Source organism: Actinomycetospora aeridis (assembly GCF_037400275.1).
Lineage (GTDB): Bacteria > Actinomycetota > Actinomycetes > Mycobacteriales > Pseudonocardiaceae > Actinomycetospora > Actinomycetospora aeridis.
The window spans coordinates 70,219-92,168 of the sequence record NZ_JBBEGL010000002.1 but is presented as its reverse complement, the minus strand read 5'-3'; the positions used below and the strand labels follow the sequence as shown (position 1 = coordinate 92,168).

The window sequence follows — 21,950 nt, the reverse complement described above, 5'->3', positions numbered from 1 at the left end:
AACCGGAACGGCGCCCCCGCACCCTCAGCGCCGTGACCGTCCTGCTCACCGCCGCGGCGGGGGCGATCGACGTCGTCACCTACTTCGCCTTCAACCAGGTCTTCGCGAGCACGATGACCGGCAACCTGGTGCTGCTCGGCCTCGGGCTGGGGCAGGGCGACGTCACGCAGGTCGTCGACAACGTCTGCGCGATGCTCGGCTACTGCGGCGGCCTCGTGGCCGGCACCGTGTTCTGCGGGCTGGCCATGCGCCGGTGGCCGTGGCGCAACGCCGTCGGGGCGACGCTGACGTTCGAGCTCGCGCTGCTGCTCGTGCTCGGGGCGTTCTGGTACGGCGTGGACGACGACAGCCCGATTGCGCCGTGGAAGGTCGTCGTCCTCGTGGTCGGCGCCGGGCTGGCGATGGGTGTCCAGGCCGCGGCGCTGCGCTACGTGGGCCCGGCCGGCACGCCGACGAGCTTCCTGTCGGGCACGGTGACGAACTGGGTCTCGAGCCTCGTCGAGCTGCACAAGCCGTTCTCGTGGAACTGGAACTCCCCGCTGCGCCTGCTCGCCGTGGTGGCCGCGGCCGGGGGCAACGCCGTGGTCCAGCGCTTCGCCCCGGACTGGTCGTTCGTGGCGCCGGTGGTGCTCGTGGCGGCCGCGATCGTGCTCATGGCGGTGGTGACGCGCGCGAACAGCGGCGGCCTGACCGCCGGCGAGCCGCAGTTCGCCCCGGACCCGCGCGAGGAGGTGCCCCACGCCGGGGAGGACGAGGCGGGCGTCGGCGGCGTCGGGCCGGTGCACGGCCGCGTCCTGGGCGAGGACGGGGACGCCCGGCCGGCGGTGCTGACGCTCGTCTCGAGCGGCGGCGAGCAGGTGGCCCGCGAGCACACCGATCCCGACGGGGCCTACCGCCTCGAGCCGCCGGAGTCGGGCGAGTTCATGCTCATCTGCACGCCGCACCGGATGGGCGGGCGTGCGGCGCGGCCCCGCGCCGCACTGATCGCGGTCGACGGCCACCCGGTCGTGCACGACGTGGTCCTCGGCGCCGCCGCGGGCGAGGCCGGCCACCACCACGAGCCCGCTCCGACGTGATCATCGGGCAGCGCCCGGCCCCGTCGACCGTCAGGCGGTGCGGACGGCCTCGATGTCGATCTCGATCCGCAGCGTCCGGCCGACCGCGAAGATCCCCGCGATCACCGACTGGTTCCAGCGGATGTCGAAGTCGTCGCGCGAGAGCTGCGTCGTCGCCGAGAACCCCGCGCGCTCGCCGCCCCAGAGGTCGGGACCCGCGCCGTGGTAGACGACGTCGAGGTCGACGGTGTTGCGCACGCCCTTGAGGACGAGGTCGCCGGTCATCGTCCAGTGGTCGGGGGTGTGGCCCGTGACCGCGGTCGAGGTGAACTCGATGCGCGGGAACGCGACGACGTCGAGGAAGTCGCCGGCGCGCAGGTGCTGGTCGCGGGTGTCGTCGTCGGTGTCGACGCTGGCAGGGTCGATGGCCGCGTGCACGCGCGTGGACGCGAGGTCGCCGCCCATCTCGATCGCGCCCGAGAACCGGCGCAGCCGCCCGTGCACCTTCGTGATTCCCAGGTGGAACGCCGACGCCGCGATCCGCGAGTGCACGGGGTCGATCTCCCAGCGCCCCGGGGCGGGCAGGCTCAGCGCGCCCGAGCGGGTCAGCACGACCCGGCCGAGGTCGCCCGAGCCGGCCAGGGGGCGCGCGGCCGGGGTGTGCCCGACCGCCGAGGTGATGACGGTCGCCGGTCCCTCGGGCAGGCCCTCGACGAGGAACGCCCCGTCGCCGCCGACCGTGGTGCCGCCGATCTGGGTGCCGGCCGCGTCGATCACCGTCACCACCGCGAACGGCACCGGCCAGCCGTCGCTGGTGACGGCGGCGCCGCGCACCCAGCCGCGGCCGCGCGACGTGTCGGTCAGGGACGGGCCGGCCGCGCCCGCACTCACCAGCGCTCGCCGCCGGACGGGGTGGTGTCGGCGCCGTAGGGGGCCGCGGCCGGGTGCACGTGCCGGCCGAAGCCGTTGCCCGCGGCCGCGCCGTCGTCCCCGCGCGGGGCGTCCGGGCGCGGCGGGTGCTCGGTGTCGGACGGCGGGTCGACCGCCGGCGGGACCAGGCTCAGCACCACGTCCGACGGGTGTCCCGGGCCGATCTCGATCTCGGACGCGACGGGGGCGTAGCCGCTGGCGGTGATCGTGTAGACGCCGTGGGCGACGTCGTCGAAGCGGAACGAGCCGTCCTCGCCGGTGACGCGCGAGCCCACGACGTGGCCGTCCTCGCTGACGAGCGTCGCCAGCGCCTCGGCGACGGGACGCCCGGCGCCGGCGGAGCGCACCGTGCCCGAGAGCCGGGTGCGCGTGGCGAGGGCGATGTGGTGGGCCACGTGGCCCTCGCTCGGGACACGGACCGTCTCCGCCACCGGCGCGAGGCGCGGGGCGGCAGCGGTGAGGGTGTAGGTGCCCTCGGTGAGGTCGGCGAAGCGGTAGCTGCCGTCGGCGCCCGAGCGTGTCACGGCGACGACGGTGCCGCGCACGTCGGTGAGGGTGAGCACGACGTCGCCCCACCCGCTGCTGACGCCCGTGCCGGCGCCGTTGGTGCCGGACCCGTGGCGCACGCCCACCGTGCCGCCGAGCGACGCGCCGCCACCGGCGAGGCCGACGTCGTGGCGCAGCGGCCGGTCGGCGACGGCCACGAGCGAGGCCTGGGGCTGGTGGGTCGACGAGGCGCAGATGACCAGGTACGTCCCGCCCGTCGGTGGCACCAGCTGGTAGTGGCCGCCCTCGTCGGCGGCGGCACGGTCGAGCTGGTCACCGGAGAGGTCGCACAGCGTCAGCGCCGCGCCGGGGACCGGCGCACCGTCGCTCCGCGTCACCCGACCGAAGATCATGATCGGTTCCTGTCCGTCCACCGACGTCCACCTTTCTCGAACGCGCCACCGCTTCGCGTCCCATCGTCCACCGACTGCGCGCCCCGCGCCCGGACGATCCCTCGACGGAGGAGCATTTGCTTGGATAGTACAAGCATCATCTCCGGCGGGCTCGCCGGCGACCCGCCCGTGGTGCGCGTCCGGGGAGGGCGGTCCAGGCTGGACCCATGCCCGATCTCCCGGCGGACTTCCCGGCGCTGCCCCGGCCCGCGCTCGACCTCGACCCGGACCGCGACGCCGCCGCCGACTTCTACGACTACGCCGCGCTCCTCACCGACGCCGAGACCGCCATCCTGCGGCGACTGCGCTCGTACCTCGCCGAGGACGTCGCCCCGCTCGTGGAGGGCGCGTGGGAGCGGGCCGAGTTCCCGATGCAGCTGGTCAAGGGGTTCGCCGACCTCGACCTCGCCGGGCTGCCCTACGGCCTCGGCGCGAGCGCCGACGAGCCCGCCCGGCGGTTGTTCCTCGGCTTCGTCGCCGCCGAGATCGCCCGCGTCGACCCGTCGGTGAACAGCTTCTTCGGTGTCCACTCCGGCCTCGCGATGGGCTCGATCTGGGCCGGGGGCACCGAGGAGCAGCGGCAGCGCTGGCTGCCGTCGATGGCCCGGATGGAGACGATCGGCGCGTTCGGGCTCACCGAGCCGCACGGCGGCTCCGACGTCGCGGGCGGCATGGAGACCACCGCGCGTCGCGACGGCGACGGCTGGGTGCTCGACGGCGACAAGCGCTGGATCGGCAACGCGACGTTCGCCGACATCATCGTGATCTGGGCGAAGGACCTCGAGACGAACGAGGTGCGCGGCTTCGTCGTCCCGCGCGAGACCGAGGGCATGACGATCGCCAAGATCGAGGGCAAGACGGCCCTGCGGATCGTCCAGAACGCCGACATCGCCCTGCGCGGCGTGCGGGTGCCCGACGAGCACCGCCTCGCCGGCGGCACCGGGACGTTCGCCGACGCGGGCGGGGTCCTGCGGGTCACGCGCGCCAACGCGTCGTGGGGCGCGACCGGCACGCAGATGGGCGCCTACGAGATGGCGCTGTCCTACGCGCAGCAGCGCGAGCAGTTCGGGCGCCCCATCGCGGGGTTCCAGCTCATGCAGGAGCTCCTCGTGCAGATGCTGGGCAACGTGACGGCGTCGCTGGGCATGGCGGTGCGCAACGCCCAGCTCCTCGACGCCGGGGGCGGCTCGGACGCGCACTCGTCGCTGGCCAAGGAGTTCTGCGCCACCCGCATGCGCGAGACCGTCGGCTGGGCCCGCCAGCTCGTCGGCGGGAACGGCGTGCTGCTCGCGAACGGGGTCGCGCGCTACTTCGCCGACGCCGAGGCGCTGTACTCCTTCGAGGGCACCCGCGAGATGAACACGCTGATCGTCGGCAAGGCGGTCACGGGTCACAGCGCGTTCGTCCGCTGAGGGCGGGCGGGTAGGAACTCCCCGTGGTGCTCCGGTGACGAGTCAGCCGACGGTGGCGGTCGCGCTCGCGCTGTGCTCGGTCGTCGCCTACGCCTTCTCGGCGGCCCTGCAGCGCCGCGAGACGGCGCGGGCCGCCGAGCCCGACGACGCCGCGGGCGGGTGGGGCTTCTTCCGCGCGCTGCTGCGTCGCCGCTGGTGGTGGGGCGGCGTCGCGTGCATGGTCGCCGGCGCGATCATCCACGTCGGGGCCCTCGGGTTCGGCTCGATCACGCTGGTCCAGCCGATCGGCGTGACGACGCTGATCCTCGCGCTGCCGCTGGACTCCTGGCTGGAGAAGCGGCGCATCCGCACCGGCGAGTGGGTCGGCGCGATCGTGCTCGTCGCGGGCCTCGTCGGCCTGCTCACCCTCGCCGCGCACGGGCCGCCGTCCCGGACGCCCGCCGCGCCCGTCGTCCTCGGGGCGGTGGGTGTCGTGATGGCCGTCGCCGTGGTGCTGGCGGCCGCCGGGGCGCGCGGGCGGCCGATCGTGCGCGCCGTGATCCGGGCGGCCGCCTCGGGCCTGTGTGCCGGGGCGACGTCCGGGCTGGTGCGCCTGATCATCCGGCTCATCGCCGACGGACGCTCGCCCGCGCTCATCGCCGTGGTCGTCGTGGCGGCGCTGATCCTGCCGGTCGCGTCGATCCTGCTGGTGCAGACGGCGTTCCGTGACGGCGGGCTCGACGCCGGCCTGTCGACGCAGATCACCGCCGACCAGATCGCGGCCGCGGCCATCGGGATCGTCGTGCTGGGGGAGCGCTACACCCTCGGGGCGGCCGGGGCCGTGCTCGCGACCGTCTGCGCGGTGGTGGCGCTCGCCGGGCTGGTGACGCTCATCCGGGCGGGGCCGACGCCCGAGGAACGCCGACCGGAGCCGGCTACCGCAGCGCCAGCACCACCCCGGTGATCAGCGCCAGCGCCGTCACCGCGGCCCCGAGCAGGGGGACGGCGCGGCCGGCGGCCAGCGGGACCGGGAGCGGGCTGCGGTTGATGCGCGCGGAACGCCGCCGGCCGTAGACCGCGACGACGACGGCCAGGGCGGCCGCCGACCCGGCGAGCACGAGCGACGGGCCGGGGCCGTCGTGGGTGAGCTCGCGGACCGCGAGGAGCACCGCGTTGGCCGCGACGCCGAGCGAGGTGCGGCTCCAGGCCAGCCCGGTGCGCTCGGCCTGCAGGCCGGCGTCGGACGGCGAGGTGCTCACGCCGCCGCCCGCAGCGCCACGAGCACGAGCCCGAACAGGGCGAGCACGACGAGCCCGCCGGCGAGCACCCACGGCAGCCGCTGGCGGGGCAGGGGCCGCCCCCGCCGGATGGCGAACTCCACGCCGCGCCAGCGCAGGACACCGCCGGCGGCGGTCACCACGGCCAGCGCCGCGAGCAGGGCGCCGACGACCCCGCGGGTGCCGGGCACGGCGAACTCGGGCAGCAGCTGCACCACCGCGACCCCCGCCGCGAGCAGCGAGAGCGACGTCCGCAGCCAGGCGAGGAACGTCCGCTCGTTGGCCAGGGTGAAGCGGTAGTCGGGCTCGTGCTCCTGCTGGTCGGGCGCCTCAGCCACGAACCGCTCCCCAGATGTCCGGACATTTGCTCGCCCGTCATCGTGCCCGACCGCGGCGTGGGGTGCTCAGGGCCCTCCGGGGAAGAGCAGCACGACCATCCCGTTCGTCTGCGGGCTGGTGGGCGGGGCGCTGCCCTGGGCGGTGAGGAACAGGACCACCGCCAGCGCGACCAGCACGGCCAGCAGGACGGCGATCAGGACCCCGATCGACGGGCGGCGGCCCGTCACACCACGATCGTTCGAGCTCACAGCGACCTCCTCGGTCCTCGTCCGTGACCCCGGCGGGTGCCCGCTGCGCGTCGGCTCACCCGCCGCCGGATGCGACCGCGTGCAGCGTCACCCGCGCCCAGGAGTTGTTGACGTAGCCCTTGGGGTTCCACAGCTCCGCGGGATCGGCCGGCTGTACCCCGGCGGCGGAGTCCCAGGCGCGGGCGACGACGCGCGTCGTCCCGGCGGGCAGGTCCAGCGTGGTGTGCCAGTGGCGCCAGCTCCACCGGCTCGCCTGCGGCTCGAGGTCCGCCTCGTGCCAGGTCGCGCCGTCGTCGGTGGAGACGTCGACGCGCACGACCGTGCGGTCGCCGCCGGCGAGCGCGTCGCCGGTGACGCGGACGGGTCCGGCGGGCACCTCGGCGCCGTCGGCCGGGGAGAGCACGTCGGCGTTGACCGCGATCGGTCCCAGCGCGACACCCCGGCCCGGCGCGGGCGCGTCGTCCGCGGGCAGCAGCCGGTACGCGACCGCCTGGAAGTGGCCGCGGGAGGGCTCGTCGGCGACGGTGACGCGCTCGAGCCACTTGACGCTGCGCGCCCCGATCCACCCCGGGACGACGACGCGCACCGGGGCGCCGTGCGCGGACGGCAGCGGCGCGTCGTTCATCGACCAGGCGAGGAGCACCTCGTCCGCCAGCGCCTTCTCGAGCGGGACCGACACGGCGTACGGCTCGTCCGCCTCCTCGGCGACGTCGGCGCCGGTGAACGCGACGTCCGTGGCTCCGGGCGCGACTCCGGCCTCGCGGAGCACGTCGGCGAGCCGCACCCCCGCCCAGCGTGCGGTGCCCGTGGCGCCCGGTCCCCACGGCGTCTCGCCCGGCGGGTCGGCCACCTCCATCAGCCCCGCCCGGCGGTTGCCCGCGCACTGCAGCGTCACGACCTCGCTGTGCTCGCGGAACCGCTCGCGCAGGGCGTCGAGCGAGAACGTCGCCGGCCGCTCGACCATCCCGTCCACCCGCAGCGCCCACGTCGCCGGATCGAGGCGAGGCCGTTCCGCGGCGTGGTTGCGGTGGTAGAAGGCGTCGACCGGGGTCAGGTCGCGGTCCGCCAGCGCCGTGCGCGGGGGCTCGGCGTTGTACGGCTGGGACGAATGGACGGTCGTACCGGCCGGCTGGGTGGTCATGGTGCTCCGGGGGACAGCGGGGTTCGGCGACTGCGGGTGAGGGCGGTCGGCGGCGGATTGATCCGACCGGGTGGACCTCGGATCCGGGTACGTGATCGAGCCTTCCGAACTCCCTCGTCAAGATCGTCCCGCGGGGGCCCGCGGCCGGGTGTTCCCAGCTCAGGGGCCGAATCACACGCGTGGCATCGCGCACCGATGTGCCCGCCGGTACCCCCGGACGGAGTCGTAGGGTGCCGCACATGTCGCAGACGCCGATCTACGAGGAAGTCCGCCGGGCGTTCGGCCGTGCCGACCGCGGCCTCGAACGGCGTGCCTTCCGCGAGGACGTCGCGAGCGGGTCCGAGGACCGTCCCTCGCGCCCCGTGATGCTCCGCGGCAACGGGGGCCGGCACCGGCGCTCCGGGGACTGACGACCCGCTCCCGCCGTTCCCGTCCCGGTGGCTTCCCGGGCCCCGACCGCAGGCCGTCGGGGGCGTGGGGCAGGGTTGGGGGAGGTCCGCCGCGTGTCGGCGGGCCGGTCGTCGAGGTCAGCGAGGGCAGGATGAGCGAGCAGTCCGGACCCCCGGGCCCGCCCGGGCCCGGTCGCGGTCGGCACGCCGCGCCCGGCGCCGACCCCGACGCCGCCGACAGCCCGTCGGCCGGTGGCGGGCGCCACGGCGCCGAACCGGACGGCCCGGGCCGTCCCCCGATGCCGCCGCCTCCGGGGCCCCTGCCACCCCGCGCGCCCGGACCCCCGCAGGGTCCCGGGCCGCAGGGTCCCGGGCCGCAGGGCGTCGGACCGCAGGGTCCAGGGCCGCAGGGTCCGCCGCCGAACGCCGGACCTCCGGGACCGTACGGGCCTCCCGGTCCCGGACGGCCCGGTCCGCCGGGCGGCCCGGGAGGACCCGGCGCAGCGCCCGGTCCGTACGCCGGCCAGTACGCGGGCCCACCCGGGTCGTACGGCCCACCCGGTGCCGGCGGTCCCGGAGCCGGGCCGGGCGGGCCCACCTCGGCGTTCCCGGGCGGCGCCGCCGGACGGCCCCCGGTCGAGACGCCGACCAGCCACGAGGCGGCTCCCCGACCGCCCGCGGACGCCCCGACCACCCACGCCGGGACCTCCGCGGCGCCGGTGTCCGGGCTGTCGGTCGTCAAGCTCACCGGCGGGGCCGCGGCGGCGGTCACGACGGCCGGCGTCGGATCGTTCATCGGCGGCGCCATGGGCACGGTGGCCGGGGCCGGCATCGCCGCCGTCATCACCACGGTCGGCGACGCCGTGTACCAGCGCTCGATCGAGCGCACGCGCGACCACGTCCGGAGCCGCCTGCGCCCGCGGGACCGTGCAGACCGCTCCGAGCCGGTCGAGGAGCGGACCGTCGTGGCGAGCACCGCAGGGACCGGCGCCGCCGGCGACCGGACGCGGGTGACCGGCATGCCCCCGGTCGACGACGCGACCCGGGTGACCGGACCCGCCGGCGGGCCCGGCCGCGGGGCGGACGACACCCCGACCGTCGTGATCGGCTCCGACGGGGCCACCCGGGCGCTCGGCGGGCCCGGCGAGGACGCGACCCGGGTCGTCGGGCCGGGCACGCGCGTCATGGACGCGGGCGAGGAGCGCGACGACGACGCGACCGCGCTCGTCGCCACCCCGGCTGGTGACGACGGCGACAGCGGGGACAGCGGGGAGGACGGGGCCCGCCGCCCGCCGTGGCGGCGCTACGCCCTGCTCGCGGCCACGGCGCTGCTGATCTTCCTGATCGCGATGCTCGCCATCACGGGCATCGAGCGGGTCAAGGGCTCACCGCTCTCGGGCGGGGAGTCGGGCACCAGTGTCGGCTCGGTGCTCGGGACGGCCCCGACCACGTCGACCGAGCCCTCGGCGCCGGAGACGACCTCGAGTGCCCCGGGGGGCGGTGCGGAGCCGACCGGCTCGTCCGAGGCGCCCACCAGCGGGGCCGACGAGACCAGCGAGCCGGAGTCGACGACCACCACGTCCCAGCGGCCGCCACTGGTACCGACGGGGCTGCTGCCGGGTAACAACTGATGGTGCGCACCGACTTCGACCCCGACGCCGTGGGCGCCCGCGGCGTCTACAAGCTCCTCACCGCGGTGATCGTGCCGCGGGCGATCGCGTGGGTCGTGACCCGCTCGGCGGACGGCGTCGACAACCTCGCGCCGCACTCGTTCTTCACCGTCGCGAGCACCGACCCGCCGGTCGTGCAGTTCACGTCGGTGGGCGAGAAGGACTCGCTGCGCAACGCGCAGGCCACCGAGGAGTTCACGGTCTGCCTGACGCCCGAGCCGCTGCTCGAGCACATCAACGCCACGGCCACCGACTTCCCGCCTGACGAGAGCGAGATCGACGCCACCGGGCTGACCCGCGAGCCGCCGCTGCACGTGAAGACCCCGCGGATCGCCGAGTCACCGGTGGCGATGGAGTGCCGTCTCGAGCGGACGCTCGACGTCGGCAACTCCACGCTCGTGCTCGGACGGGTCGTGCACATCGCGGTGTCCGACGGGGTGCTCGTCGACGGACGCCCCGACGCTCGCCTGCTCGCGCCGCTGGCGCGCCTCGGCGGCAACGAGTGGTCCCGGCTCGGCGAGGTGGTCTCGACCCCGCGCATCCGCTACGGCGACTGGCCCGGTCACTTCACCGAGTCGTCGAGCACCTGAGCCCCCTCCGGGTCGGCCAGGGCCCGCAGGCGGCCGCGGGGGTCGGCGACGAGGCGCCGGGTGGCGTGGTCGAGGAGACCCATCGTCCCGGTGATCGTCGCGGCCACCACGTCCCGGCGGCGCAGCTCCATGTCCATCCGGAACGTCTTGCCCTCGCCGAAGCGCAGGTCGAGCACGATGTCGACCTCGTCGCCCGCGCGCAGCTCGGCGAGGAAGCGCACCGTCGTCTCGAGGATCACCGGGCCGAGGCCCGCCGCCGTGAGGTCGACGATCTCCACGCCGAGGGACCGGAGGGTCTCGGTGCGCCCGTGCTCGCCGTACTGGTGGTAGACGGCGTGGTTGACGTGGCCGTTGGCGTCGCACTCGTAGCCGCGCACCGTCACCGTCGTCGTGAACACGTCGCCTCCTCGCCTCGCACTCCCCATGATCAGGGCGATCGTGGCAGGGTGCCCGGGTGCGCATCGGGATGGGGCTGAACTACAGCGGCGGCTTCGAGGAGACGGTGGCCGAGCTCGCCGAGCACGAGGCGGCGGGGCTCGACATCGCGTTCGTGCCCGAGGCCTACAGCTTCGACGCGGTGAGCCAGCTCGGGTTCATCGCCGCGCGGACCACCCGGCTCGAGATCGCCTCGGGGATCCTGCAGATCTACACCCGCACGCCGTCGCTGACGGCCATGACCGCGGCCGGCCTCGACTACGTCTCGGGCGGGCGGTTCACGCTGGGCATCGGGGCGTCCGGCCCGCAGGTCATCGAGGGCTTCCACGGCGTGCGCTACGACGCCCCGCTGGGCCGCACCCGCGAGATCGTCGACATCTGCCGGCAGGTGTGGCGCCGCGAGAAGGTGCAGCACTCCGGGCGGTACTACGACATCCCCCTGCCGGCGGACCAGGGCACGGGCCTCGGCAAGCCGCTGAAGATCATCAACCACCCGGTGCGCGACCGGATCCCGATCGTCCTCGCCGCGATCGGGCCGAAGAACGTGGCGCTGACCGCGGAGATCGCCGAGGGCTGGCTGCCGATCCTCTTCGTGCCCGAGCGGGCGCACGAGGTGTGGGGCGAGTCGCTGGAGGCCGGCAGGGCGAAGCGCGACCCGTCGCTGGGGCCGTTGCAGACCTACCTGCAGGCGTCGCTGTGCATCACCGAGGACGCCGACGTCGCGCAGCAGATGCTCGACGGCATGCGCCCGTTCGTCGCGCTCTACGTCGGCGGCATGGGGGCGAAGGGCAAGAACTTCTACAACGAGCTCGCCCAGCGCTACGGCTACGAGGAAGAGGCCGCGAAGGTCCAGGACCTCTACCTCGACGGCAAGAAGGACGAGGCCGCCGCCGCGGTGCCCGAGGACCTGGTGCGCTCGATGTCGCTGATCGGCCCGCGCTCGTACGTCGCCGAGCGGCTGCAGGCCTTCGCGGGCGCGGGCGTCACCACGATCAACGTCACGCCGCTCGCGGGGACACCGGCGGAACGCGTGTCGTTGGTGGGGCAGGTCAAGGAACTCGCCGCTGATCTCTAGCCGATCTCCAGTCGATCTCTAGGAGCCCCGATGCGTGTGTTCGCCGACGTCGACGAGCTGCGTGGTGCGGTGGGGGAGGACCTCGGCACGAGCGAGTGGGTCACCGTCGACCAGCACCGCGTCGACATCTTCGCCGACGCCACCGACGACCATCAGTGGATCCACGTCGACCCCGCGGCGGCCGCGGACGGACCGTTCGGGCGCACCGTCGCCCACGGCTTCCTCACCGTCGCCCTCATGCCCAAGTTCGGCTGGGACACCTTCCAGGTGAAGGGGGTGTCGATGACCGTCAACTACGGGCTCAACAAGGTGCGGTTCCCGGCGCCCGTCCCCGTACCCAGCCGTGTGCGAGGTCACTGCCGCCTGGTGGACGTCACCGACGTGCCGAACGGTGTGCAGGCCACCATCGGGGGGACGGTGGAGATCGAGGGGTGGCCCAAGCCGGCGTGCGTCGCCGAGGTCATCCTCCGGTACGCGCTCTAGAGGAGGTCCTTGCCGTGGTCGATGCGGTGATCTGTGAGCCCCTGCGGACGCCGGTGGGCGGGTTCGGCGGTGCCCTGCGGGACGTGGCGCCCCAGACGCTCGCGTCGACCGTGATCCGGGAGCTGGTGTCGCGCACGGGGATCACCGCCGACCAGATCGACGACGTCGCGTTCGGGCACTGCTACCCGACGATGGACGCGCCGGCGATCGGCCGGGTGGCGGCGCTGGACGCGGGCCTCGAGGTGTCGGTGCCGGGCATCCAGGTCGACCGGCGCTGCGGGTCGGGGCTGCAGGCGGTGCTGTACGCGGCGATGGCGGTGCAGACCGGCGGGGCGTCCCTGGTGCTCGCCGGTGGTGCGGAGTCGATGTCGGGGGCGTCGTACTACTCGGCGGCGCCGCGGTGGGGCACCAAGGCCGGTGGCTTCCAGATGAAGGACGCCCTGGCCGAGGGCCGCGTGCACGCCGGCGGCGTGAACCACCCGGTGTGGGGCGGGATGATCGAGACCGCCGAGAACGTCCGCAAGCAGTACTCGATCCCGCGCGAGGAGCAGGACCGTCTCGCGGTGCGCAGCCACGAGAAGGCGACCGCGGCGGTCAAGGACGGGCGGTTCGCCGACGAGCTGGTGCCGGTGACGGTGCCCGGGCGCAAGTCGGACACGGTCGTCGACGCCGACGAGCACATCCGGCCGGACGCGTCGCTGGCGTCGCTGGAGAAGCTGCGCCCGATCATGGGCAAGCAGGACCCGGACGCGACGGTCACCGCGGGCAACGCGTCGGGGCAGAACGACGGTGCGGCGGTGTGCATCGTGACGACGCCGGATCGTGCGGAGCAGCTGGGGCTGCGGCCGCTGGCGCGGCTGGTGTCCTGGGGCCTGGCCGGCGTGGGACCCGAGGTGATGGGGATCGGGCCGGTGCCGGCTTCCTCCGCTGCCCTTGACCGGGCGGGCCTGTCGCTCTCGGACATCGACGTGATCGAGCTGAACGAGGCCTTCGCGGCCCAGGCCCTGGGCGTCGGGCGCGAGTGGGGCATCGACCTGGTCACCGACGAGCGCGTGAACCCCAACGGCTCGGGCATCTCGCTGGGCCACCCCGTGGGCGCCACCGGCGTGCGCATCCTCGCCACGATGCTGCGCGAGATGGAGCGCCGCGAGGCCCGCTACGGCCTCGAGACCATGTGCATCGGCGGCGGCCAGGGCCTCGCGGCGGTCTTCGAGCGGGTGCGCTGACGCGCATGTGAGCACTTTGGAGTGCTGGGGCACTCCAAAGTGCTCACATGCACGACGTGCACCTCTGCAGCTCGTCTTCCCACCCGAGCTCGCGCAGCCGCCGACCGACGAGAACCGCGGTGGGACACGGTTCCTCGTGCACCTCGTCCCACCCGAACGTCATGCGGGCACGGTGGGCGAGCTCGGCGGCGTTGTCACGTGCGCGGTCGATCTGCGCCGTTCGCTTGTCCGCGTGGTATCGCCAGCCATCGAGGCGCACGATCAGGTCGCCGAGCGGCATCTCGAAGAGCAGATCCTCGGCGCGCCACTGACCGTCGACGACGACGCGGAACTGCCGTCGTGGTGCGGGTAGAGCGTGAGGACGCTCCACGTTGAGCACCCAGTCGGTCTCGAGGATCGAGCCGACCCCGTCCCGCAGCAGGCTGACGGCGTCCTGCAGCGGTTTGAGGTACCGGCGGGGGCGACGCAGCTCGAGCGCTTCCTGGAGGCGTTGCGCCGGGATCCGAGCGGCGGCGGCGAGCGATGTGAGGGTCCGCAGCGCGCTCCGCGCATCGGGCTCGTCGACGGCGAGGTCGATGATGGTGTGCACCTTCCCCACCCGCGGAGGATCATCGTCGACCGTGATGTGCGCGAACGCGCGGGAGCGATGGACGCACACCCCCTCGCAGCCTCGCGCGGACGACCCGTAGGGGACCGCGACGTGGACAGGAGCCGACTCGTCCTCACGGCGCAGACCGAGCACCGCGGCGGCCGACGCGTGACTCAGGGCCGCCGGCCCGCGCACGAACAGCAACGCTGCGCGACGGCGCGCGGCCGGGGTCAGCGGGCCGGTGAAGGTCGAGAGGACGCCGGGCTTCCGCAGCAGCCACCGTTCGCCGTCGATGTGCGCGGCAATCTTGTCGTTCGTCAGGCCGTGAGCGAGCGCTTGCTGTCGCGTCACCAGGCCGTCCTGCGCCTTCACGAGACGCATCCAGTCTTCGGGATTCTCCATGCAGAGTTCGACGCAGCACCGAACTCATCGGCTCCATGTGCGCTGCGCGCACGTGAGCACTATGGAGTGCTGGGGCACTCCAAAGTGCTCACATGCACGAAGTGCACCTCACCGCCCCTGCCAGCGGGGCGCGCGCTTCTCGCGGGCGGCGGCCATGCCCTCGGCGGCGTCCTCGGTCGCCCCGGCGACGCGGCGCATGGTCTCGCCGAAGCGGATGGCCTCGGTCTCGGGCAGGTCGGGCGCGCGCCGGGCCATCTCCTTGATCGCGCGCTGGGCCAGGGGTGCGCCGGCGAGCAGGCGGTCGGCCAGCGCCCGTGCCTCACCCATGAGGTCCTCGTGCGGCACGACCCGCGACACCAGCCCCATCTCGCGCGCCCGCTCGGCGTCCACGCGCTCGCCGGTGAGCAGCAGCTCCATCGCCGGTTGCCACCCGATGCGCTGGGGCAGCCGCAGCGCGCCGACGATCGTCGGGATGCCCAGGCGCACCTCGGGGAAGCCGAACGTCGCCCGCTCGCTGGCGATGACGAGGTCGCACCAGGTGACGAGCGTCAGCCCGTAGCCCAGGCAGTGCCCGTTCACCGCCGCGATCACGGGCTTGTAGATCTCCCAGCCGCTCTCGAAGGAGTTCACGGTCGGGCGCTCCCAGAACGAGCCGGGGAAGTCGCCGGCCGGGTTGCCCTCGCCGCGCGCGTCCGCGCCGACGCAGAAGGCGCGCCCCTCGCCCGTCACGATCCCGACCCACGCCTCGTCGTCGGCGCGGAAGCGGTCGAACGCCTCGTTGAGCCCGGCGCGCATCGCCCCGTCGATCGCGTTGAGCTTCTCCGGGCGGGAGTAGGTGATCGTCGCGACGTGGCCGTCCCGCTCGTAGGTGACGCGCTCGCTGTCCACGGTCCGACACCGTAGGGCTCGCGGGGCGGAGATCTGTGTTCGTGGAGCGATCGTTCCGCTCAGCGGAGCGCACGCTCCACGCATCCGGATCTTGCGCCTGGCGTCCGGCGAGGGGCGCCCGCCGCCCGTCTCTGCGAGCCAAGGTGCCCTTCGCTCGGAACAGGCGACGGACAGGCGAGGACCCCGGACGGGGGACCGGCGAGTGTGACGTGCTCGTCGGGGGGACCCGGCTGGCGCGGCAGGACCCGGCAGGCGCATGCTTGTACGCAGCAACCGATTGTACGGAGCATGCAATGGAATCCTCGCGGCTCCCGGCCCCGCCGGGGGTGGACGACCGCTGGCTCGTCTCGGACCGCCTCGGTCACCAGCTCATCCGCGTCATGCGCGCGGTCGAGCGGGCGAAGGCCGGCAAGTCCGTCGGCCCCGACGGGGTCGAGCGCGCCGCCTACGTCCTGCTCGCCCGGCTCGTGCTCGAGGGCCCCCGCCGGTCGAACGCCCTGGCCGAGTCGGTGCACTCCGACCCGTCGACGGTCAGCCGGCAGGTCGCCGGGCTGGTCCGTGCCGGGCTGGTCGAGCGCCGCCCCGACCCCGAGGACGGCCGCGCGACCCTGCTGGCGCCCACCGACGAGGGCCTGCGCGTGTTCCAGGCCAACCGCGACCGCCGCAACCGCGAGATCGGCGCCCTGACCGGGCGCTGGGACGAGGCCGACCGGGTCCGCCTCGCCGAGCTGCTCGAGCAGCTGGCCGCCGATCTCGAGGACCACCACACCCCCACCACGCCGTCGGCCGCCCTGCGCGGCCAGGAGGCCTCATGAGCACGCCCGCCACCGCGGCGCCCCCCACCACCAGCAGCAGCGGGTTCACCCACCGCCAGATCGTCGTGATCCTGAGCGGCCTGATGCTGGGCATGTTCCTGGCCGCGCTCGACCAGAACATCGTCTCGACGTCGATCCGCACCATCGCCGACGACCTGCAGGGCCTGAACCTCCAGGCGTGGGCGACCACCGCGTACCTGATCACGGCGACGATCACGACGCCGCTCTACGGCAAGCTCTCCGACCTCTACGGGCGCCGGCCGTTCTTCCTCATCGCCATCGCGCTGTTCGTCCTCGGCTCGGTGCTGTGCACGATCTCGACGTCGATGTACGAGCTGGCGGCCTTCCGCGCCGTGCAGGGCCTCGGCGCCGGCGGTCTCATGTCGCTGGCGCTAACGATCATCGGCGACATCGTCCCGCCGCGGGAACGTGCCCGCTACCAGGGCTTCTTCCTCGCGGTGTTCGGCACGTCGAGCGTCATCGGCCCGGTGGTCGGCGGGTTCCTCGCCGGCCAGGACACGATCCTCGGCATCACCGGCTGGCGCTGGGTCTTCCTCGTCAACGTCCCGATCGGCGCGATCGCGTTCCTCGTCGTGTGGAACGTGCTGCGCCTGCCCCACACCCGCCGCGAGCACCGGCTCGACTTCCCCGGCGCGGCTGCGCTGGCCGTCGCGCTCGTGCCGCTGCTGATCGTCGCCGAGCAGGGCCGCGAGTGGGGCTGGGACTCCACCTCGGCGATCGTCTGCTACGTCGTCGGCGCCGTCGGGCTCGTCGCGTTCTACCTCGCCGAGCGGGCCTACGGCGACGACGCCCTGCTGCCGCTGCGGCTGTTCCGCAACGGCGTGTTCAGCCTGACCTCGATCATCGCGATCATCACCGGCGTCGGGATGTTCGGCGGCATCGCGATCGTCCCGCAGTACCTGCAGATCGTCACCGGCGCCGACCCCACGCAGGCCGGGCTCCAGATGATCCCGCTGGTCGGCGGCATCATGGTCGCCTCGATCGTCTCCGGTCAGCTCACCAGCCGCACCGGCCGCTACAAGATCTTCCCGGTGATCGGCCTCGCGCTGATGACCGCGGGCATGCTGCTGTTCCACTTCCGGCTGCACGCGGACACCCCGTACTGGGAGATCGCGCTGCTCATGGTCGTGTTCGGCCTCGGGCTCGGGAACTGCATGCAGACCCTCGTGCTCGCGGTGCAGAACGCCGTCCCCGCCAAGGACATGGGCGTCGCGACGGCGTCGGCGACCTTCTTCCGCCAGATGGGCGGCACGCTCGGCGTCGCCGTCTTCCTCTCGGTGCTGTTCTCCACGGTCGGCGACCGCATCCGTGACGCCTTCGCCACGATCGCCCCGACCCCGGGCTTCCGCGCGGCCCTCACCGACCCCGCGGCGCTCGCGAACCCGGCCAACCAGGTCGCGTTCGACCCCGTCACGGGGGCGGCGCAGGTCGCGCAGGACTCCTCGGTCCTGCAGCGGATGGACCCGCGGCTCGCCGAGCCGTACCTCGTCGGGTTCTCGAACGCGATGGACCTGGTCTTCCTCATCGCCGCGTGCGTGATCGCCGTCGGCTTCGTGCTCGTGCTGTTCCTGCGGGAGGTCCCGCTGCGCACGCAGTCCGGCATCCAGGCCCGCGACGCCGAGGCCGCCCCGAGCGCGCCGGCCCTCGACACGCCCACGTCGGCGCCGCCCGCCCCGGCCGCCACGTCCACGGCCGACTGGGGTCCCCCGAGCACGGCGGACGCCGGCCGGCACGCCCAGCGCCCCGCGGTGCGCAACGGCCACCACCCCGGCCCGACCGTGCACGGCCGGATCACCGGGACGGGCGGGCGCCCGGTCACCGCGCAGGACGAGGTCACGGTCTCCCTGCACGGTCTCGACGGCGCCCCGGTGGAGCGGGTGGGTCTCGACGACCAGGGCGGCTACACCCTCGTCGCCCCGGCCGCCGGCACCTACGTGCTGATCGCCGCCTCGCCGCGCCGGCGCCCGTTCGCCGAGCTCGTCACGGTCGACGGGACGCCGGTGCGCCGTGACGTCGCGCTGGCCCGGGTCGCCACCCTCGGTGGCCGGGTCACCGAGGACGACGGGACGCCGGTCGCCGGCGCCGCGGTGACGATCACCGACGCGTCCGGCGGCGTGGTCGGCGTGCGGCGCAGCGACGCCGACGGCCTCTGGGAAGCCGGGGAGACCGTGCCCGGCAGCTACACGCTGACCGTGCTCGCGCCCGGGCGCGCGCCGCAGGCCTCACGGGTGGAGGTCGGCGACGAGGGCGCCCGCCGGGACGTCACGGTGGCCGCCGCCCGCCACACGCTCGCCGGTGCGGTGCGCGCCGCGGGCGGGGCGCCCGTGCCCGAGTCGCTGGTGGTGCTCGTGGGTCGCGACGGCGGCGTCGTGGCCTCGGCCGTCACGGGCGCCGACGGCCGGTTCCGCTTCGACGACCTCGCGCCGGGACGCCACATGCTCACCGCGAGCGGGTTCGCGCCGGTGAGCAGGCAGGTCGTGCTGGACGGAGGGGTGGACGGGAGCAGCGGGCCGGCCGACGTCGACCTGCTGGTCACGCCGCCGCAGCCGGCCACCGGGGACCGCCGGGAGGACGCCCCGGACGCCCCGGACGGCCCGCGGCCGCCCGCGGACCTCACGCGCACCGGGCGCTGACCCGCGGGCCGACACGACACCGCCCACGGCCGCCGGGACCACGCGTCCCGGCGGCCGGTGGTGTCGTCAGGAAGTCGGGGCCGGGACGTCCTGGGCGCGCTTCAGCGAGGCCTGGATCTCCTGCTCGGCCTCCGCGCGGCCGACCCACGAGGCGCCCTCGACGCTCTTGCCGGGCTCGAGGTCCTTGTAGACCTCGAAGAAGTGCTGGATCTCGAGGCGGTCGTACTCGGAGAGGTGGTGGATGTCGCGCAGGTGCTCCTGGCGGGGGTCGCCCGCCGGCACGCACAGCACCTTGTCGTCGCCGCCGGCCTCGTCGGTCATCCGGAACATGCCGATCGCGCGGGCGGACACCAGGCACCCCGGGAACGTCGGCTCCTGGATGAGGACGAGCGCGTCGAGCGGGTCCCCGTCCTGGCCGAGGGTCTCCTCGATGTAGCCGTAGTCGGCCGGGTACTGCGTGGCCGTGAAGAGGGTGCGGTCGAGCCGCAGCCGGTTGGTCGCCTTGTCCATCTCGTACTTGTTGCGGACCCCCTTGGGGATCTCGATCAGTACGTCGAACTCCACGGTGTCGTTCACCGCTTCCTGTGCTCGGTCGTCGGTCTTCCAGCTGCCCCGGGCGGTCCCGGTGGGTCGGCCGCAGCCCCCGCTGTTCTCTAGTGTGGGGCACCGGCCGAGGTGACCCGGCACACCGTGGGGTGACCTCGGCCTCGTCCGGGTGAGCGTGAACAGCAGGTGAGGAGGGGTGCGGGGTCGTGAGCGGCGAGGGTCACCGCGCGGTCCCCGCGGCGTCGTCCGCCGTTCACCGATGGGCGCCCCGGCTGCTGGCCGCCGCCGTCGCCCTGGTGCTGCTCGCCGGCGTCGTCGTCGGTCTCACGCTCTCCGCCCCGTCGTTCGCCCGGGCGGCGGGGCTGCCGGTGTCGCTCGTCGGCGGCGAGGCCGCCGACCCGCCGGAGCCCACGACGCCGCGGCTGCAGCTGGCCGCCGTCGGTGCCGACGCCCCGGCACCGACCGGGGCCGGTCTCGCGACGGCCCTCGACGCGCGCGCCGCCGCCCTGGGCGACCTCACCGGCGCCGTCCTCGACCCCGCCACCGGGCAGGCGCTCTGGAGCCGCCGCCCCACCGAGGCCCAGGTCCCGGCGTCGGTGACGAAGCTGCTCACGAGCTCGGCGGCCCTGCTGCGGCTCGACCCGACGATGCGCTGGACGACGTCGGTGGTCGCCGGGCCGACCCCGGACACCGTCGTGCTCGTCGGCGGCGGCGACCCGACGCTGTCCTCGCTGCCCGCCGGGCGCCGGACCGTCTACCCCGACGCCGCCCGCCTCGACGACCTGGTCAGCGCCGTGAACGCCGCCCGCGCCGGGCAGCCGCCGGTGACGCGCGTGCTCGTCGACGTCTCGTACTACGAGAACGGCGGGGGCAACGGCGTCGCTCCCGGCTGGGACCCCACCGACGTGGCCGGCGGGTTCGTCGCCCCGATCGTTCCGGTGATGCTCGACGGCGGGCGCAGCGATCCCACCGTCCTCGACATCCCCCGCACGGCCACCCCGGCCTCCGACGCCGCCCGGGAGCTGGGCGCGCGGCTCAACCGGGGCGCGGCGGCCCCGGCCGTCGCCGTCGGCACGGCGCCGCCGGGCGCGGCCGTGCTCGGGCAGGTGCAGTCGCCCCCGCTCACCGAGCTCGTCCGGACCGCGCTGCAGAACTCCGACAACGTCCTCGCCGAGGCCCTCGGCCGCGAGGTCGCCCGTGCCGTCGGCGAGCCGACGACGTTCGAGGGCGCCGCGAGGGCGGTGACGCGGGTGCTGGACGAGGCCGACATCGACACCTCGGGCGTCCGGCTCTCCGACACCAGCGGGCTCTCGGTCGACGACCGGGTCCCCGCGAACGCGCTGTCCGGGGTGCTCGCTCCCGCGGCCGCCCCGCCGGGCAGCGACCCGCGCAGCGCCGCCCTGCGCCCCCTGCTCGACGGGCTGCCCGTCGCGGGCGGGGGCGGGACCCTCGCCGACCGTTACGGGCCGGGCACCCCGAGCGCGGACGGGCGCGGCTGGGTGCGGGCGAAGACCGGGACGCTGACGGCCGCCAACGCGCTCGCGGGCGTCGTCGACACCGCCGACGGTCGGGTGCTCGTGTTCTCGTTCATGAGCAACGGCGTCGACCCGGGCACCGCGCGGCCGCGCCTCGACGCCCTGGCCGCGGCGCTGCACGAGTGCGGCTGCCGCTGAGCGAGCTCCGTCTCCCGCGCGACGTACGGTGGGGACGTGTCCGTCGACCTGACCTCCGCGCCCCGCGGCACGGGCCTGCCCGTCGACCGGGACCTCGCGATCGCCACCGGCACGCGCCTGGTGCCCGCGGGGCCCGCGGTCTCGCCCGCGGAGGCCGCCGCCGAGGTGGCCCGGCTGCGTGACGGCGCCCGCGTCTCCGAGCAGCACGTCCGCTCGCTCACCGGGCTGGGCGCCGGCCTGCCGGTGCCCGAGGCCGACGTCGTCGACCGTCCCGGCTGGATCCGGTCCGCCGTCGACGGCATCGACGCGCTCCTCGCCGACGCGCCGCTGCCCGGCCCGCCCGACGGCATCGTCGGGAGCACCGTCGGGCGGGTGACGCGCTCGGCGGCCGGCCTCCAGATGGGCACGCTGCTGGCGTTCCTCGGCAGCCGGGTCCTCGGGCAGTACGACCCCTTCGGCGGCCCGGAGCAGGCCGGGCGCCTGCTGCTCGTGGCGCCGAACGTCGTCGCCGCCCGCCGGGCCCTCGACGTCGACGGCGACGACTTCGCGCTGTGGGTGTGCCTGCACGAGGCCACCCACCGGCTGCAGTTCACCGCCGTCGACTGGCTGCGCGACCACTTCCAGGGCGAGGTCGCGACCTTCGCCGGCGGCTTCGACAGCAGCGCCTCGGGTGCGGTCGACCGGCTGCCCGAGATCCTCAAGGCGATCCGGCGGGAGCCGCCGCGCGACGGGATGGCGCTGGTCGAGATGTTCCAGGGTCCCGAGCAGCGCGCGGTGCTCGACCGGCTGCTGGCCCTGACCACCCTGCTCGAGGGCCACGCCGAGCACGTCATGGACGCCGTCGGGCCGGGTGTCGTGCCGTCGGTGGCGACGATCCGGGCGCGGTTCACCACGCGCCGGCGCGGCGGCAGCCTCGTCGACCGGATCCTGCGCACGCTCCTGGGCGTCGACGCGAAGATCCGGCAGTACGAGCAGGGGCGCGTGTTCGTCGACCGCGTCGTCGAGCGGGTCGGGATCGACGGCCTCAACGCGGTGTGGACCTCGCCCGACACCCTGCCCCGCCGCGCCGAGATCACCGACCCGGACGCCTGGGTCACCCGCGTCCACGGCTGACGACCCGTGGTGCGCGCGCCGGAGCCGGTCGCCGAGGTCCGGCGCGCGGTGCGCGAGGCCTTGGCCGCCGCCCTGGCCGAGCG

Annotated in this window: 23 protein-coding genes; 13 read left to right on the top strand and 10 right to left on the bottom strand. The window is 74.8% G+C overall.

Going from position 1 to position 21,950, the window contains the following annotated elements:
- Positions 1-32 precede the first annotated feature (32 nt).
- Positions 33-1,076 (top strand): DUF1275 family protein, encoded by a 1,044-nt coding sequence (locus WCD41_RS05690; RefSeq protein WP_337712426.1) that lies wholly within the window; start codon positions 33-35, stop codon positions 1,074-1,076.
- A 30-nt stretch (positions 1,077-1,106) separates the two neighbouring features.
- Here the strand turns inward: WCD41_RS05690 and WCD41_RS05685 are convergent, their stop codons facing one another.
- Positions 1,107-1,946, bottom strand: a complete 840-nt coding sequence (locus tag WCD41_RS05685; protein WP_337712425.1) for a YceI family protein — start codon at positions 1,944-1,946, stop codon at positions 1,107-1,109.
- On the bottom strand, positions 1,943-2,905 hold the full coding sequence (locus tag WCD41_RS05680; protein ID WP_337712424.1) for an MSCRAMM family protein: 963 nt from the start codon (positions 2,903-2,905) through the stop codon (positions 1,943-1,945). The genes WCD41_RS05685 and WCD41_RS05680 overlap by 4 nt, the downstream gene beginning before the upstream one ends.
- A 185-nt stretch (positions 2,906-3,090) precedes the next feature.
- On the opposite strand from WCD41_RS05680, the gene WCD41_RS05675 reads away from it, so the two are divergent.
- Positions 3,091-4,335, top strand: coding sequence for an acyl-CoA dehydrogenase family protein (locus WCD41_RS05675; RefSeq protein ID WP_337712423.1), 1,245 nt, complete (start codon positions 3,091-3,093; stop codon positions 4,333-4,335).
- 34 nt (positions 4,336-4,369) lie between these two features.
- On the top strand, positions 4,370-5,278 hold the full coding sequence (locus WCD41_RS05670) for a DMT family transporter (protein ID WP_337712422.1): 909 nt from the start codon (positions 4,370-4,372) through the stop codon (positions 5,276-5,278).
- Here the strand turns inward: WCD41_RS05670 and WCD41_RS05665 are convergent.
- The 4 genes from WCD41_RS05665 to WCD41_RS05650 form a co-directional block, all read right to left on the bottom strand.
- Positions 5,250-5,573, bottom strand: coding sequence for a DUF202 domain-containing protein (locus tag WCD41_RS05665; protein WP_337712421.1), 324 nt, complete (start codon positions 5,571-5,573; stop codon positions 5,250-5,252). The two genes, WCD41_RS05670 and WCD41_RS05665, sit on opposite strands and share 29 nt — an antisense overlap.
- Entirely contained in the window at positions 5,570-5,929 is a 360-nt protein-coding gene (locus WCD41_RS05660) for a YidH family protein (RefSeq protein WP_337712420.1), read from the bottom strand. Before WCD41_RS05660 ends, WCD41_RS05665 begins: the two co-directional genes overlap by 4 nt.
- Positions 5,930-5,995: 66 nt before the next feature.
- Positions 5,996-6,157: a hypothetical protein gene (locus tag WCD41_RS05655; RefSeq protein WP_337712419.1), complete on the bottom strand. Its 162-nt coding sequence runs from the start codon at positions 6,155-6,157 to the stop codon at positions 5,996-5,998.
- 76 nt (positions 6,158-6,233) lie between these two features.
- Positions 6,234-7,319 (bottom strand): sulfite oxidase, encoded by a 1,086-nt coding sequence (locus WCD41_RS05650; RefSeq protein WP_337712418.1) that lies wholly within the window; start codon positions 7,317-7,319, stop codon positions 6,234-6,236.
- A 239-nt stretch (positions 7,320-7,558) separates the two neighbouring features.
- Here WCD41_RS05650 and WCD41_RS05645 point away from each other — a divergent pair, with 239 nt between their 5' ends.
- The 3 genes from WCD41_RS05645 to WCD41_RS05635 all read left to right on the top strand — a co-directional run bounded on the left by WCD41_RS05645 (position 7,559) and on the right by WCD41_RS05635 (position 9,968).
- Positions 7,559-7,729, top strand: coding sequence for a hypothetical protein (locus WCD41_RS05645; protein ID WP_337712417.1), 171 nt, complete (start codon positions 7,559-7,561; stop codon positions 7,727-7,729).
- 131 nt (positions 7,730-7,860) lie between these two features.
- The gene (locus WCD41_RS05640) at positions 7,861-9,339 is read left to right on the top strand and encodes a hypothetical protein (protein ID WP_337712416.1); all 1,479 of its coding nucleotides are present in this window, start codon (positions 7,861-7,863) and stop codon (positions 9,337-9,339) included.
- A complete protein-coding gene (locus WCD41_RS05635) occupies positions 9,339-9,968 on the top strand; it encodes a flavin reductase family protein (RefSeq protein WP_337712415.1) in 630 nt (209 codons plus the stop codon). Before WCD41_RS05640 ends, WCD41_RS05635 begins: the two co-directional genes overlap by 1 nt.
- Here WCD41_RS05635 and WCD41_RS05630 read toward each other — a convergent pair.
- A complete protein-coding gene (locus tag WCD41_RS05630) occupies positions 9,941-10,366 on the bottom strand; it encodes an acyl-CoA thioesterase (RefSeq protein WP_337712414.1) in 426 nt (141 codons plus the stop codon). The genes WCD41_RS05635 and WCD41_RS05630 overlap by 28 nt on opposite strands.
- Before the next feature lie 56 nt (positions 10,367-10,422).
- Between WCD41_RS05630 and WCD41_RS05625 the strand changes: the two genes are divergently transcribed.
- The 3 genes from WCD41_RS05625 to WCD41_RS05615 are packed head-to-tail and all read left to right on the top strand — an operon-like array spanning position 10,423 to position 13,187.
- Positions 10,423-11,478 carry an LLM class F420-dependent oxidoreductase gene (locus WCD41_RS05625; RefSeq protein WP_337712413.1) on the top strand — a complete coding sequence of 352 codons (1,056 nt, stop codon included), beginning with the start codon at positions 10,423-10,425 and terminating at the stop codon, positions 11,476-11,478.
- A 30-nt stretch (positions 11,479-11,508) separates the two neighbouring features.
- Positions 11,509-11,961, top strand: a complete 453-nt coding sequence (locus tag WCD41_RS05620; RefSeq protein ID WP_337712412.1) for a MaoC family dehydratase — start codon at positions 11,509-11,511, stop codon at positions 11,959-11,961.
- Between the two features lie 14 nt (positions 11,962-11,975).
- Positions 11,976-13,187: an acetyl-CoA C-acetyltransferase gene (locus WCD41_RS05615; protein WP_337712411.1), complete on the top strand. Its 1,212-nt coding sequence runs from the start codon at positions 11,976-11,978 to the stop codon at positions 13,185-13,187.
- Positions 13,188-13,230: 43 nt separating this feature from the next.
- Here the strand turns inward: WCD41_RS05615 and WCD41_RS05610 are convergent, their stop codons facing one another.
- Together WCD41_RS05610 and WCD41_RS05605 are read right to left on the bottom strand one after the other, a co-directional pair.
- Complete coding sequence (locus tag WCD41_RS05610) at positions 13,231-14,178, bottom strand: hypothetical protein (RefSeq protein ID WP_337712410.1); 948 nt, start codon at positions 14,176-14,178, stop codon at positions 13,231-13,233.
- A gap of 108 nt (positions 14,179-14,286) precedes the next feature.
- Complete coding sequence (locus WCD41_RS05605) at positions 14,287-15,066, bottom strand: enoyl-CoA hydratase/isomerase family protein (RefSeq protein WP_337712409.1); 780 nt, start codon at positions 15,064-15,066, stop codon at positions 14,287-14,289.
- Positions 15,067-15,359: 293 nt separating this feature from the next.
- On the opposite strand from WCD41_RS05605, the gene WCD41_RS05600 reads away from it, so the two are divergent.
- Together WCD41_RS05600 and WCD41_RS05595 are read left to right on the top strand one after the other, a co-directional pair.
- Positions 15,360-15,881 (top strand): MarR family winged helix-turn-helix transcriptional regulator, encoded by a 522-nt coding sequence (locus tag WCD41_RS05600; RefSeq protein ID WP_337712408.1) that lies wholly within the window; start codon positions 15,360-15,362, stop codon positions 15,879-15,881.
- Positions 15,878-18,535: a DHA2 family efflux MFS transporter permease subunit gene (locus WCD41_RS05595; protein WP_337712407.1), complete on the top strand. Its 2,658-nt coding sequence runs from the start codon at positions 15,878-15,880 to the stop codon at positions 18,533-18,535. Before WCD41_RS05600 ends, WCD41_RS05595 begins: the two co-directional genes overlap by 4 nt.
- A 66-nt stretch (positions 18,536-18,601) precedes the next feature.
- Here the strand turns inward: WCD41_RS05595 and WCD41_RS05590 are convergent, their stop codons facing one another.
- Positions 18,602-19,099, bottom strand: a complete 498-nt coding sequence (locus WCD41_RS05590) for an inorganic diphosphatase (protein WP_337713328.1) — start codon at positions 19,097-19,099, stop codon at positions 18,602-18,604.
- A 188-nt stretch (positions 19,100-19,287) separates the two neighbouring features.
- On the opposite strand from WCD41_RS05590, the gene dacB reads away from it, so the two are divergent.
- Positions 19,288-20,754, top strand: a complete 1,467-nt coding sequence (gene dacB, locus WCD41_RS05585) for a D-alanyl-D-alanine carboxypeptidase/D-alanyl-D-alanine endopeptidase (RefSeq protein ID WP_337712406.1) — start codon at positions 19,288-19,290, stop codon at positions 20,752-20,754.
- Positions 20,755-20,790: 36 nt separating this feature from the next.
- Entirely contained in the window at positions 20,791-21,867 is a 1,077-nt protein-coding gene (locus WCD41_RS05580; protein ID WP_337712405.1) for an Rv3626c family coenzyme F420 biosynthesis-associated protein, read from the top strand.
- Positions 21,868-21,950 lie beyond the last annotated feature (83 nt).

Bases quoted from the DNA above. Each gene is read 5' to 3' on its own strand.
- WCD41_RS05675 (WP_337712423.1), top strand. From the start codon at position 3,091: ATGCCCGATCTCCCGGCGGACTTCCCGGCGCTGCCCCGGCCCGCGCTC.
- WCD41_RS05650 (WP_337712418.1), bottom strand. From the start codon at position 7,319: ATGACCACCCAGCCGGCCGGTACGACCGTCCATTCGTCCCAGCCGTAC.
- WCD41_RS05645 (WP_337712417.1), top strand. From the start codon at position 7,559: ATGTCGCAGACGCCGATCTACGAGGAAGTCCGCCGGGCGTTCGGCCGT.
- WCD41_RS05640 (WP_337712416.1), top strand. From the start codon at position 7,861: ATGAGCGAGCAGTCCGGACCCCCGGGCCCGCCCGGGCCCGGTCGCGGT.
- WCD41_RS05635 (WP_337712415.1), top strand. From the start codon at position 9,339: ATGGTGCGCACCGACTTCGACCCCGACGCCGTGGGCGCCCGCGGCGTC.
- WCD41_RS05620 (WP_337712412.1), top strand. From the start codon at position 11,509: ATGCGTGTGTTCGCCGACGTCGACGAGCTGCGTGGTGCGGTGGGGGAG.
- WCD41_RS05610 (WP_337712410.1), bottom strand. From the start codon at position 14,178: ATGGAGAATCCCGAAGACTGGATGCGTCTCGTGAAGGCGCAGGACGGC.
- WCD41_RS05600 (WP_337712408.1), top strand. From the start codon at position 15,360: ATGGAATCCTCGCGGCTCCCGGCCCCGCCGGGGGTGGACGACCGCTGG.
- WCD41_RS05595 (WP_337712407.1), top strand. From the start codon at position 15,878: ATGAGCACGCCCGCCACCGCGGCGCCCCCCACCACCAGCAGCAGCGGG.